Annotated in this window: 12 protein-coding genes; 10 read left to right on the top strand and 2 right to left on the bottom strand. The window is 38.7% G+C overall.

The features are described 5' to 3' along the window. Positions 1–26: 26 nt before the first annotated feature. Positions 27–434: a cytidine deaminase gene (gene cdd / locus AC0L3W_RS08695; protein ID WP_290041591.1), complete on the top strand. Its 408-nt coding sequence runs from the start codon at positions 27–29 to the stop codon at positions 432–434. Between the two features lie 114 nt (positions 435–548). Here cdd and AC0L3W_RS08690 read toward each other — a convergent pair whose 3' ends face one another. Beyond that, the gene (locus AC0L3W_RS08690) at positions 549–1,913 is read right to left on the bottom strand and encodes a hypothetical protein (RefSeq protein WP_409439161.1); all 1,365 of its coding nucleotides are present in this window, start codon (positions 1,911–1,913) and stop codon (positions 549–551) included. Positions 1,914–2,295: 382 nt separating this feature from the next. On the opposite strand from AC0L3W_RS08690, the gene tal reads away from it, so the two are divergent. The 9 genes from tal to AC0L3W_RS08645 all read left to right on the top strand — a co-directional run bounded on the left by tal (position 2,296) and on the right by AC0L3W_RS08645 (position 11,633). Beyond that, complete coding sequence (gene tal / locus AC0L3W_RS08685) at positions 2,296–3,246, top strand: transaldolase (protein ID WP_290041593.1); 951 nt, start codon at positions 2,296–2,298, stop codon at positions 3,244–3,246. Positions 3,247–3,402: 156 nt separating this feature from the next. Further along, positions 3,403–4,659: a NupC/NupG family nucleoside CNT transporter gene (locus AC0L3W_RS08680; RefSeq protein WP_290041594.1), complete on the top strand. Its 1,257-nt coding sequence runs from the start codon at positions 3,403–3,405 to the stop codon at positions 4,657–4,659. Between the two features lie 131 nt (positions 4,660–4,790). Next, entirely contained in the window at positions 4,791–5,564 is a 774-nt protein-coding gene (deoC, locus tag AC0L3W_RS08675; RefSeq protein WP_290041595.1) for a deoxyribose-phosphate aldolase, read from the top strand. Continuing rightward, complete coding sequence (locus AC0L3W_RS08670) at positions 5,564–6,811, top strand: phosphopentomutase (RefSeq protein ID WP_409439162.1); 1,248 nt, start codon at positions 5,564–5,566, stop codon at positions 6,809–6,811. The genes deoC and AC0L3W_RS08670 overlap by 1 nt, the downstream gene beginning before the upstream one ends. A gap of 15 nt (positions 6,812–6,826) precedes the next feature. Beyond that, positions 6,827–7,537, top strand: a complete 711-nt coding sequence (deoD, locus tag AC0L3W_RS08665; RefSeq protein WP_290041597.1) for a purine-nucleoside phosphorylase — start codon at positions 6,827–6,829, stop codon at positions 7,535–7,537. 175 nt (positions 7,538–7,712) lie between these two features. After that, positions 7,713–8,501, top strand: a complete 789-nt coding sequence (locus AC0L3W_RS08660; RefSeq protein ID WP_290041598.1) for a nucleoside-specific channel-forming Tsx family protein — start codon at positions 7,713–7,715, stop codon at positions 8,499–8,501. 173 nt (positions 8,502–8,674) lie between these two features. Further along, positions 8,675–10,000, top strand: a complete 1,326-nt coding sequence (gene deoA / locus AC0L3W_RS08655; RefSeq protein WP_290041614.1) for a thymidine phosphorylase — start codon at positions 8,675–8,677, stop codon at positions 9,998–10,000. Positions 10,001–10,392: 392 nt separating this feature from the next. Further along, positions 10,393–11,394 (top strand): adenosine deaminase, encoded by a 1,002-nt coding sequence (gene add, locus AC0L3W_RS08650; RefSeq protein ID WP_290041599.1) that lies wholly within the window; start codon positions 10,393–10,395, stop codon positions 11,392–11,394. Between the two features lie 23 nt (positions 11,395–11,417). Beyond that, a complete protein-coding gene (locus AC0L3W_RS08645) occupies positions 11,418–11,633 on the top strand; it encodes a TIGR02450 family Trp-rich protein (protein ID WP_409440410.1) in 216 nt (71 codons plus the stop codon). An 86-nt stretch (positions 11,634–11,719) separates the two neighbouring features. Here the strand turns inward: AC0L3W_RS08645 and AC0L3W_RS08640 are convergent, their stop codons facing one another. After that, on the bottom strand, positions 11,720–13,549 hold the full coding sequence (locus AC0L3W_RS08640; protein WP_290041600.1) for an ABC transporter ATP-binding protein: 1,830 nt from the start codon (positions 13,547–13,549) through the stop codon (positions 11,720–11,722). Positions 13,550–13,627 lie beyond the last annotated feature (78 nt).

Below are 13,627 nucleotides of genomic sequence, written 5' to 3'. Positions count from 1 at the left end.
TGTCTTACATAACAGGGAGTTTTATAATGAAAAAAAACTATTTTAGCGAACTAAAAACACTGCTGGATAATAGCTCTGCACCGTACTCAGGGTTTAATGTCGCTTCTGTAGTAGTGTGTAAAGATGGTCGAGTGTTTAAAGGAGTAAACGTTGAGTCTGCTGCTTATCCGACTACCATTTGTGCTGAACGTAATGCTATTTTTACTGCCGTAGCAGAAGGGATTAGCAAAGGTGATATCCAAGAGGTGCACATTGGTGCGCGTAACGCTGAAAAACAGTTAGTGACTGCACAACCTTGTGGTTCATGTCGCCAAGTTATTGCTGAGCAATCAATGAATGATTGTATCGTTTACAGTTACCAATCTGAAACAGAATACTCTGAAAATACGATTGCTACATTACTGCCTTTTGCGTTTTTAGGCGAAGAACTTTAATAACAACAGGTTTACACAACAATATTAATTGTTGTGAACTTTTTAACCTCAATTTTGGATGCAGTATCGTTTTGCCTATCTAAAACTGAGGTTATCTTATCTGCTACTAAGACCTTACTCCCCTGTATATTCCTTATAAGTCATCGCTTCACTCAATAGACTCATCTCATCGTAAACATGGTCAGCAACACCAAATTGCATTGCAGGGCTTTTGTCATCTTGAGCATGGCAAAAATTAAACAATACTCTATGTATTTCAGATAGATTAGTAATGGTATTAAAGCTATTCAAACTCTTATTCAAATGCGTGTCTAAATAATCATAATAGCGATTAAGGTGCTCTGTATCTTCCATCTTAAAAGGGTATTGGTTTTGTTTATTATCAGTTAATAAAGAATAGGCGCCTTGTTCAAAGCTGTGCCAGCGATCGCTCCACCATCCTACTTTTCTATTTTTGATAATCTCTTGGTTATTCATGAAGGGGAGGTAATAGAATATATCGGCTTTTCCTGCTCTGATTTCAGGATGTGCGGACATTAACGCTGCAGCGCGAATACTGCTTTCTAATTCAATATAGTGGCTATAATGTTGGGCTTTTTTAATGAAGCCACGCAATAAGGAGAAGTGCACATACACTAATTTGTTAGGGTAGATTAAATTACAGTGATTAATTGCTTTTAATTCACCAATTAACAGTCTTTCAAAGTGTTTACGGTGTAATGTTTGCTGGTAATGGTTTTTAATTTCATTCTCAATATTATTGGCGAAAGCATCTTTGATAACAGTATTTTCAGTGCTGTTGTAAATATCTTGTTTAAGTAGGTCGACTTTGGTGAGGTTAGTGGTTTGTAGTAGAATATAACCACTATCAGATTCCGCTGTTAATAACGTATAAAAGCCTCGTTTATGGTGTAAATGAATCACTTTTCCTTCGGTTTGTAATGACAAGGACTCTCGGTTTACCTCTTCTTGCTCCTTTAAACGGCTAAAATTAGTTAATAATAGTGATAACTTTTCTAAATAAAAATAATAAAGACGGGCTGATAATCCGGTTTTTCTAATTGCACTGTTGATATCTAATTTTTCAATAATGGTTTGTAATACCTGTGTAATAGCCTCAACATTTTTATGTTTAGTTTCACTGTATACATGTTGGCAGTTTTTGCATTTTAAACGTTGTGTTCCTGCCGCAGTAAAACCATGTAAGTGTGATCCATTCTTCTCATTGAAGAAAAAATGGCTATAACAATGCCGGCAATGTGTGATTTTCCTCGCAAAATGAAAATCAAGCTTTTCTTTTAAGATATTTTCTATTAATTGGTTATTTATCCAAGGAGGGTTGCTTCCACAGGCTTTACATTCAATAGAAAGGTAACCTAAACGTTTACTCTGATAAACGTAATCTTCGCTGTCAGCGACACCGAAATTTTTGCAACTTACTGTTTTGCAACAGTTAAAATCTTTTCTTATATCAAACATGGATTTTTCTCCTTAGGGGCCACATTAGCATAAACCACATATTTTGTTAGTGCCAGGCTATGTGAAGCAGCAAATATCAACTATAGTGATCTAGATCACATTTGTGATTTGTTCGAATGCCTAGAATTTGCTCATAGGAAACGAGATAGAAGAAATTTGTAAGAAGTAACATGGAAGTTGTTTATCAGATTTATTTTTAAAATATATCTATGTCACCACCATGAATACTATCAAATATTGTGAAAGCATTAGGATTTATATTGGTCACTGACTTTACCCGTATTGATACCATCCTTTTTATCGTAAAAACACCTGTATAAATAAGAGACTCGCAGTAATGAGATCTCTGCTTACCAATAATGTATGAAGTGAAGGACTGAATATGCAAAGTAAATTAGAGCAGTTACGTAAAGTAACGACCGTGGTTGCAGATACTGGTGACATAGAAGCTATTAAGCAATACCAACCTGAAGATGCAACAACCAACCCATCACTTATTTTAAAAGCTGCTTCTATTGAAGCTTACGCACCATTAGTTGCTGATGCTATTGAATATGCAAAAAAGCAAAGTGCTGATAAACAACAGCAAGTAGAAATTGCTTGCGATATGTTAGCGGTAAACATTGGTAAAGAGATCTTAACAACTATCCCTGGACGCATTTCTACTGAAGTAGATGCTCGTCTTTCATTCGACACTGAAGCTAGTTTAACCAAGGCTCGTCAGCTAGTAAAAATGTATAACGATGCAGGAATTAGCAACGATCGTATTTTAATTAAGCTAGCGGCAACCTGGAACGGTATTCAGGCAGCTAAAATACTTGAAAAAGAGGGAATTAACTGTAACCTCACGCTGCTTTTTTCGTTTGCCCAAGCGCAAGCCTGTGCTGAAGCGGGTGTATTCCTTATTTCACCTTTCGTTGGTCGTATTATGGATTGGTATAAAGCCAAGCAGGGAACTGATTTTTCTGCTGCTGAAGATCCAGGTGTGTTGTCGGTGACGAAAATTTATAACTATTACAAAGAGCATGGTTACAACACAGTTGTAATGGGCGCGAGTTTTAGAAATATAGGTGAGATTTTAGAATTAGCTGGCTGTGATCGCTTAACGATTAGCCCACAGTTATTACAAGAGCTAAGTGATTCAGAAGGAACGATTGAAACGAAATTAATCGCTGATAAAAAGGTTAAAACTGCACCAACAGCATTAACTGAGTCGGATTTCTTATGGGCGCACAATCAAGACCCAATGGCCGTTGAAAAATTAGCAGAAGGCATTCGTAACTTCGCAGTAGATCAGAACATATTAGAAGCCATGATTATGGAGAAACTATAATCGCGGTAAACAAATTTGGTTTGTTATGGATGATAGCAAACCACAACCTATTCGAGTTTTTCGGATTATACATGCCTGGGTTGGCCAGGATATCAGACGGAGATGACTGTTGAGTTATTCTTCAGTCTAATTGACATAAATGAACGGAGTACAAATATGCAAATCGTGATGGGCTTAGTGGGCATTATCAGCCTTCTTTTAATTGCCTTTATTTTCTCAAAAAACAAAAAAGCAATCAATTACAGAACAGTGGGTGGCGCATTCGCAATTCAAGCGATTATTCCTGCACTTGTAATTTTTACACCGTGGGGCGTTTCAGTCCTACAAGCCATCACTGGTGCAGTGCAAGGTGTAATTAATAGTGCTAATGCTGGTGTGAGCTTTTTATTTGGCGGATTAGTTTCTGGCAAAATGTTTGAAGTGTTTGGCGGTGGCGGTTTTGTCTTTGCATTTAAAGTACTTCCAATCATTATTTTCTTTGCTTCGTTCATGGCTGTGTTATACCACCTAGGCATCATGCAGTTCATTATCAAAATCTTTGGTGGTGCATTACAGAAAGTACTAGGTACAAGCCGTACTGAGTCTATGTCTGCTGCTGCTAACGTTTTCGTTGGTCAAACGGAAGCGCCATTAGTGGTTAAACCTTACATTAAGCATATGACACGTTCTGAATTATTTGCTGTTATGTGTGGTGGTCTAGCATCGGTAGCGGGTTCAGTATTAGTGGGTTATGCATCTTTAGGTGTAAGCCTTGAATACCTAATCGCCGCTTCTTTCATGGCGGCGCCTGGTGGTCTATTAATGGCTAAAATCTTAGAGCCTGAAACAGAAGTGGCTCAAGAGCTATCTGCTAAAGATCTAGCGGCTGCTGAAGAAGAAGACAAACCTGTTAATGTCATTGATGCTGCTGCGTCAGGTGCTTCTTCAGGTCTTAAATTAGCGTTAAATGTAGGTGCAATGTTAATCGCATTCATCGCCTTAATTGCATTAATTAATAATATCTTAGGTTCTGTTGGTGGTTTTGTTGGTCTAGAAGCATTAACACTAGAGCAAATCTTAGGTTACTTATTTGCACCAATCGCTTTCCTAATCGGTATTCCATGGTCTGAAGCGGTTGCTGCAGGTAGCTTACTAGGTCAAAAATTAGTAGTGAATGAATTTGTTGCTTACATTAACTTTATTGGCGTTAAAGAAGCAATGAGTGAACATTCTCAAGTGATCATCACCGTTGCTCTATGTGGTTTTGCTAACTTGTCTTCAATGGCTATTTTATTAGGTGGTCTAGGTGTATTAGCACCATCTCGTCGTGCTGATATCGCACGTCTAGGTCTTAAAGCGGTAATGGCTGGTACATTATCTAACTTAATGAGTGCAACGTTAGTAGGTATTTTCTTTGCCTTAAGCATTGCATAAATAGTAAGTGTCAATGAGGGTTCGTTTAGAGCCCTCATTTGTTTTTACTTAGTTTTTATCAATTGTGTTAATAAAGCATTAATCAACATAATCGATAAACCCTAAAGACAATGAAATCAAAGGATTTTTAAATGAGTGATTTACAACTAGCATCGCGACAAGCAATTCATTTGATGGATTTAACGACATTAAATGATGACGACACAGATCAAAAAGTCATCGATTTATGTAAGCAAGCGCATAGCGCTGCAGGAAATACGGCTGCTGTTTGTATCTATCCCCGTTTCATTCCCATCGCACGTAAAACATTAAAAGCTCAAGGCACTGCTGACGTAAAAATCGCAACAGTGACTAACTTCCCACATGGTAACGATGACGTTGCTATCGCCGTTGCAGAAACTAAAGCTGCTGTTGCTTATGGCGCTGATGAGGTTGACCTAGTATTCCCATATAAAGCGCTGATTGCAGGTAATGCATCTGTTGGTGAAGAGATGGTTAAAGCTTGCCGTGAAGTGTGTGGTGAAGCTGTTGCATTAAAAGTGATTATTGAAACTGGTGAGTTAAAAACAGCTGAGTTAATTGAACAAGCAAGCTTAATTTGTATCGAAGCAGGTGCTGATTTTATTAAAACATCAACGGGTAAAGTGCCGGTTAATGCAACTTTAGAAGCGACTAAAGTGATGATCGAAGCGATCAAAAAATCAGGAAAAGACGTAGGTTTTAAAGCAGCTGGTGGTGTTAAAGATGCACAAACAGCTAACGATTACATGCAATTAGCTCGCGATATTATGGGCGCTGATTGGGTTGATGTTGACCATTTCCGTTTTGGTGCATCTAGCCTACTAGGCAACTTACTGAGTGAGCTTAAATTATCAGATACACCTGTAGAGACAGGAGGTTACTAATGAAACGTACCATTATTTTATTGTTAGACTCGTTAGGTATAGGCGCAAGCCATGATGCTGACCAATTTGTAGGTAGTTTAGCGGACGGCACCACATTCAATGATGTAGGTGCAAACACCTTTGGCAGTATTGCTAAATTATGTGCCGCTGGCGAAGCCGATATCGGCCGTAAAGGCCCGCTTCATTTACCTAACCTTACTAAATTAGGTTTAGCACACGCCTGTAAAGAAAGTTCGGGTGAGTTTCCAATGGGGTTAGACGAGTCCGTTGAACCTATTTCTGCGTATGGTTATGCCCAAGAAATTTCAACAGGTAAAGATACCCCAAGTGGTCACTGGGAAATTGCAGGTGCGCCTGTGCTTTATGAATGGGGTTATTTCAAAGATAAACAAAATAGTTTCCCGCAGGAGTTATTAGACTTAATCGTTGAGCGCACTGGTATATCTGGATATTTAGGCAACTGCCACTCTTCCGGTACTGTGATTTTAGACGAGTTAGGTGAAGAACATATTAAAACCGGTAAACCTATTTTTTACACATCAAGTGATAGTGTATTCCAAATAGCGTGCCACGAAGAAACTTACGGTGTAGAAGCATTATACGACTTATGTAAAACCGTTCGTGAGTTACTTGAACCTTACAATATTGGTCGTGTTATTGCGCGCCCATTCTTAGGTGACAAACCGGGTAACTTTGCTCGTACCGGTAATCGTCATGACTATTCAGTATTACCGCCAAGTAAGACACTACTAGATCGTATGGAAAGTGCCGGTGGCGAAGTCGTGAGTATTGGTAAAATTTCTGATATTTATGCAGCACAGGGCATTACCCAAGCAATCAAAGCAACAGGCTTAGAAGCGTTGTTTAATGCGACGTTGAAATCTTTAAAAGAAGCGACTAAAGAAACGATTATCTTTACTAACTTTGTGAATTTTGATGCTGACTTTGGACACCGTCGTGATGTAGCAGGTTATGCGGCTGCACTAGAGTATTTTGATACACGCTTACCAGAGTTGCTTGAAGTCTTAGAAGACGAAGACCTTGTTGTGTTATCCGCTGACCATGGTTGTGACCCAACTTGGCCTGGCTCAGATCATACACGTGAACACATACCTGTACTTTTCTACGGAAAAAACGTACCAGCTGGTCCAGTTGGTTTACGTGACACCTTTGCCGATATCGGCCAAACAATTGCTGAGTATCATCAATTACCGGATCTAGAATACGGTAAAAGTATTTTTAAATAATGTTGGAGAAATAAGATGGCAACACCTCATATTAATGCAGTAGACAATGCATTTGCAGAAACAGTATTAATGCCTGGCGATCCACTTCGCGCTAAGTATATTGCTGACAACTTTTTAGAAGATGCTGTGCAAGTAACTGACGTACGTAACATGTTAGGTTTTACGGGTACTTACAAAGGAAAAAAACTATCTGTAATGGGTAGTGGTATGGGTATCCCATCTTGTTCTATTTATGCAACAGAGCTAATTAAAGATTACGGTGTTAAAAACATTATCCGTGTTGGTAGCTGTGGTGCTGTTAGCCCAGATATCAAAGTACGTGACGTGATCATCGGCATGGGTGCTTCTACAGATTCAAAAGCAAACCGTATTCGTTTTGCGAACCACGACTTTGCAGCTATTGCTAGTTACGAGTTATTAGAAAAAGCAGTAAACGCTGCACGTGCTCGTAACATTAAAGCGCAAGTAGGTAATATTTTTTCTGCTGATACATTCTACACGCCAGAGCCTGAAGTATTCGATACATTAGAAAAATACAACATTCTAGGTGTAGAGATGGAAGCGGCTGGATTATACGGTGTTGCAGCTGAATATGGCGCAAAAGCACTATGTATTTTGACAGTATCGGATCATATCCGTACTGGCGAACAACTATCTTCTGATCAGCGTCAAAACAGCTTTGATGAGATGGTATTAATCGCACTTGATTCTGTAGTTGCAGAATAAGTGGGAATCAAAAAGACCTGGCATGAAGTTATTGAGTCACTGAGATGACAGGCATTTTGTTATCACTCACTAGTGTGCAAGTGGTGGTAACAAAATTTTATTATTGAGCTTTTAGCCGCTGACGGCATAAAAATTCATCACTAAGCATTTTTTACTTTTTAAAAGGAATTTAACTATGAAAAAAACACTACTCCCACTAGCCTTGCTTGCTTCATCTTCTGCATTCGCTGCTGACTATACCGACGGCGATACGCATAAAAATGATTACAAATGGATGCAAGGTAACTTAATGTACGCTGTAAACGAGCTTCCTGGTGAATCAGATCATGATTATCTTGAGCTTGAGTTCGGCGGACGTGCAGGGATTTTAGATTACTACGGTTACGCTGACGTATTTAACCTAGCAAGCAGTGAGTCTTCTGACAAAGATGGCGCAGATAAAATATTTATTAAGTTTGCACCGCGTATCTCTCTTGATGGACTAACAGGTAAAGATCTATCTTTTGGTCCTGTTGAAGAAGTGTACTTTGCAACATTATTTAACTGGAGTGGCGGTAGCGATTCAGTAAATAACTCTTTCTGGGGTATTGGTTCTGATGTAATGGTGCCATGGTTAGGTAAAGTTGGTTTAAACGTTTACGGACTTTACGATTTAAATGAAAAAGAATGGAATGGTTATCAAGTATCTACTAACTGGTTCAAACCTTTCTACTTCTTTGAGAATGGTTCATTTATTTCTTACCAAGGCTACATCGATTACCAATTCGGATACGATGATGACTTTGATGCACTATACACTGATAACGGTGGTGCAATGTTTAATGGTATCTACTGGCATTCAGATCGTTTTGCAGTAGGTTATGGTCTAAAAGCGTTTAAAGATGCTTATGCATTAGTTGATGGCGGTTTAGCGGGTAAAACAACAGGTTTAACTCATTACTTTGCTGCTACCTACAAGTTCTAATAAATAATATCTTAACTTAAATTCTTTAAGTCAATGATATTAATGCTTGCAGCATAGTGGCTGTGCTGTAAGCATTCTTCTCTTCCCTTTATTACCCCTAAGTTATTTGTAAATATGACCTATTCACAAATCATTTAGTGATGATCTCACCTCATTATCGGAGTGCACCTATGATCTTAGTACCACAAGAAATTATTCGTCATAAACGTGATGGTAAAACCTTAAGCAACGAAGAGATTAACTTTTTTATTCAAGGAATTACCGATAACAGTATTAGCGAAGGGCAAATTGCTGCTTTTGCTATGGCTATCTATTTTCAAGATATGAATATGGATGAGCGTGTAGCGATAGCTTCTGCGATGCGCGACTCAGGTGATGTACTTGATTGGTCATCATTAAACCTAAATGGTCCAATCGTTGATAAACATTCTACCGGTGGTGTTGGTGATGTTATTTCATTAATGCTAGGGCCAATGGTCGCTGCATGTGGTGGTTATGTGCCAATGATCTCGGGTCGAGGTTTAGGTCATACTGGTGGCACCTTAGATAAGCTTGATGCAATTCCTGGCTATCAAACTACCGTTACCAACCAACACTTTAGAGAGGTGGTTAAAAGCGCAGGTGTTGCCATTATTGGGCAAAGTGCTAATTTAGCACCTGCAGATAAACGTTTTTATGCAACTCGTGACATTACCGCTACGGTTGAATCGATTCCCTTGATTACCGCATCGATCTTATCTAAAAAATTAGCGGCAGGGTTAGATGCTTTAGTGATGGATGTAAAAGCCGGTAGTGGGGCGTTTATGCCGACTTATGAACAATCACAACAGTTAGCAAGAAGTATTGTTGACGTAGCCAATGGCGCAGGTTGTAAAACTTCTGCTTTGATTACTAATATGGATCAAGTATTGGCAAGTAGTGCAGGTAATGCCGTTGAAGTACGAGAAGCGGTGCGTTTCTTAACGGGTGAATATGTGAACCCGAGGTTGCATGAAGTCACTATGTCCTTATGTGCTGAAATGTTAGTGTCCGCTAATTTAGCCTCAGATACCGAGCAGGCGAAGGGGAAATTACAAGCCGTATTGGATAACGGCAAAGCAGCTGAAGTGTTTGGTAGAATGGTGGCAGGCCTGGGTGGGCCGGCTGATTTTGTAGAAAATCACGATAACCATTTGATTAAGTCTGCGATTATTCGTCCGGTATTTGCTAACCAATCTGGCTATGTGACGACTATTGATGCTCGAGAAGTTGGCATGTCAGTGGTTAACATGGGAGGTGGACGCCGTGTTGCAACAGATAATATTGACTTTGCGGTAGGCCTGAGCGATTTAGTCAGTATTGGCGATAAGATTGATACACAGACACCAATTGCCATGATACATGCACAAACTGAGCAACAGTTTGTTGAGGTGCAAAAAAACATATTAGGTGCTATTCAATGTGCCGATACTAAACCAAACGCTGAACCACAGGTTTATGAAACAGTACGAGCAAATTAAATAGAGTAAGACGTTTTCGCTTTTAAAGGTCATTAGCATTAAATTTAATCATCCTTGATGATTAAAACTGCTTTCGATAAGGTTAACGCTATTATCCGTAGTATTTATGTGTAACATAGCGCCACTTTAAATTTGTAATAAACAACAATAAATAACATAAAAGTGACTTGGTTAATGGGGAGTAAATTAACTAATGATACTAGTGTTAACAACATATTATGTTAACTCTCTTAATTTTATATTTAAAACCTGTTTATTCGTTACTTTGCTTGTGACAAAAAATAACCGCATTACCTATACTGTAATGGCTTAAGCTACCTTATCTTGTAACCTCGGAAATTGCATTTTAAGGTGGTTTGGGTTCTAAAACTGTTTCATAAAAGGAATAAATAATGATCAATAAAAATATCCCTCTCACTGATATTCACCGCCACTTAGATGGCAATATTCGTATTGAAACCATATTAGAACTAGGCCAAAAATTTAATTTACCATTACCTGCAACTGATATTGAGACATTACGTCCATTTGTTCAGGTAGTTGAAACACAACCTGATCTCGTTTCTTTTTTATCAAAGTTAGATTGGGGTGTTGCTGTATTAGGCGACCTAGATGCGTGTTACCGTGTTGCTTATGAGAACGTTCAAGATGCTAAAAATGCACTAATCGATTATACAGAACTGCGTTTTTCACCTTATTATATGGCGATGAAACACAACTTGCCTGTACAAGGTGTTGTAGAAGCGGTTGTTGCTGGTGTTGCTGCAGGTAGCCGTGACTTTAATGTTAAAACTAACTTAATTGGTATTATGAGCCGTACTTTTGGTGCTGAAGCTTGTCAAATTGAGTTAGACGGATTATTAAGTCAAAAAGATAAACTCGTCGCTGTTGACTTAGCTGGTGATGAATTAGGTCAACCAGGCGATGTATTTGTTAAACATTTTAAACAAGTACGTGATGCAGGGCTTCGTGTCACCGTTCATGCTGGTGAAGCTGCAGGCGCAGAAAGTATCTGGCAAGCGATCCAAACACTGGGTGCTGAACGTATTGGTCATGGTGTAAAGGCGATTGAAGACATCAAACTAATGGATTACTTAGCGGAGAATAAAATTGGTATTGAATCATGTATTACCTCTAACATTCAAACGAGTACCATTGCCGATATCAGTAAACATCCTATTAAAACATTCTTAAACCATGGTGTATTAGCATGTTTAAATACCGATGATCCTGCAGTTGAAGGGATTGAATTGCCTTTTGAATATGAAGTGGCAGCACCGCAAGCGGGGCTATCAATTGAGCAAATAACACAAGCACAAATTAATGGTTTAGAGATCGCTTTCTTATCTGAAGCAGAAAAATCCGCATTAAGAGAGATTGCTGTAAACCGTTAATTTCTTGTATAGGAGTGATGGTTATCAATCAGATTAACCCGAAAAAACTATTAAATAGTAAGTGGACTGCCATTAAGTCTATTAATAAAGAGAAGCATTTTTTAATCACCAAAGTGACCTTTGATGAAGAAGGAATTGTTACTTTGTGTGTAATAGAAGCCATTATTTCCCATCGCCAAACTGAAATAGACTGGCGAGACTTAAAGAATATAGACCTTTGGAAGCAGGGTTGGAAATAGTTAGCGTGACTCTTTACGCATTAAAAAGCCATCAATTGTGATGGCTTTTTTGTCTCTGCGAGCGGCTGTTTAAATCAGGTTAGAACTTAATCACAGCCTAAAAAACCACCCGTTTGATGTGCCCAGAGTTGCGCATAAACACCATTTTGAGCGAGTAATTGTTGATGGCTACCTTGCTCAATAATGTTACCTTTATCTAATACAATTAAACGATCCATAGCTGCAATTGTTGATAAGCGGTGTGCAATCGCAATCACTGTTTTTCCTTGCATTAATTCATTTAAACTCTCTTGAATGGCCGCTTCAACTTCAGAATCTAATGCGGATGTTGCTTCATCTAATATCAAGATTGGTGCGTCTTTTAATAACACGCGTGAGATGGCAATACGTTGTCTTTGTCCACCGGAAAGTTTCACACCGCGTTCACCGACTTGTGCATCGTAACCGACGTTGCCTTCATTATCGGTTAAGGTTGAAATGAACTCATGTGCCTGTGCTTGTTTAGTTGCATTTAACATCTCTTCTTCTGTTGCATCGGGACGACCGTATAGAATATTTTCACGGATAGAGCGATGTAATAGTGATGTATCCTGCGTCACCATACCGATCTGTAAACGTAAACTCTCTTGTTGTACTTCTTTGATATCTTGCCCATCAATGATGATTTGACCTTTTTCTACATCATAAAAACGTAATAATAGGTTAACGAGAGTTGATTTACCTGCGCCTGAACGGCCTACTAAACCAATCTTTTCTCCGGCTTTAATATTCAAATCAAAACCTTCAATCACACCTTTATTTTCACCGTAATGGAAGCTCATCTGTTTGAAGTATAAATTCCCCTTTGTGACCTCTAATGGTTTGGCCCCTTCTTTATCTTGGATGATATTTGGTTTAGCGAGGGTGTTCATACCATCGGTTACAGTACCTATATTTTCAAATAAGGCGCTTAGCTCATACATGATCCATTGCGACATACCGTTTAAACGCAAAGAAAGGCTAATCGCAATGGCAATTGAGCCTACTGAAATAGCACTTTGCATCCACAGGTAGATTGAAATAGCAGTGATCGAAAAAGCTAATAAATAGTTCGAAATCTGCACACACATATTCACACCAGTGGCCAAGCGCATTTGCCGATAAACTGTATTTAAAAACCCTTTCATCCCTTGCTTAGCATAAGCTGATTCTGATTCAGTGTGTGCAAACAGTTTCACCGTGGAGATATTGGTGTAACTATCGACAATACGGCCAGTCATGGTTGAACGAGCGTCGGCTTGCTCCGTAGCAACTTCTTTTAATTTTGGCACAAAGTAGTACTGGATACAGACATAAACCACTAACCAAACTAGCATCGGGATAGCTAGTCGATAGTCTGCTTGAGCTACCATCACAATCATAGAAATAAGGTAAACAACGATATAAACCATTACGTTTAATAGTTTCATCACTGTTTCACGTACCGCCAAGGCAGTTTGCATCACTTTGGTTGCAATACGCCCAGCAAAATCATCCTGATAAAAAGAAACACTTTGTTTTAATAGGTAACGATGCGCAAACCAGCGTATCGACATTGGGTAATTGCCTAGCAATACTTGGTGGATCACTAATGAATGTAACAGTATTAATATTGGTATCACTATTAATACGGTTAATGACATTAATAATAGTGTAGGGCCTTCATCTTGTAATAGTGTTTCTGGATTTTTAGTGACTAACCAATCCACTAGCTGTCCCATGAAACCAAATAAGGAGACTTCTAACACTGCTAATGACGCAATGAGTAGTGTCATAAAACACAATGCGGTTTTATAGCCTTTTGTGTAATGTAAACAAAATGCAAACAAGGTATTCGGTGGTTGAGTTGGTTCTTGATCATTTAATGCAGGCACTAAATTTTCAAAAAATTTAAACATGTTAAGTCCTTAAATCTTTTCGCTTTTTATGACAACAGTAGAGTCAGCCAGGAAGGTTTTGAATGGCTGATCATAATG

The organism is Psychromonas sp. KJ10-5, from assembly GCF_055808325.1.
The sequence above is the reverse complement of the archived record's forward strand: the minus strand, read 5'-3'. Positions and strand labels throughout refer to the sequence as shown.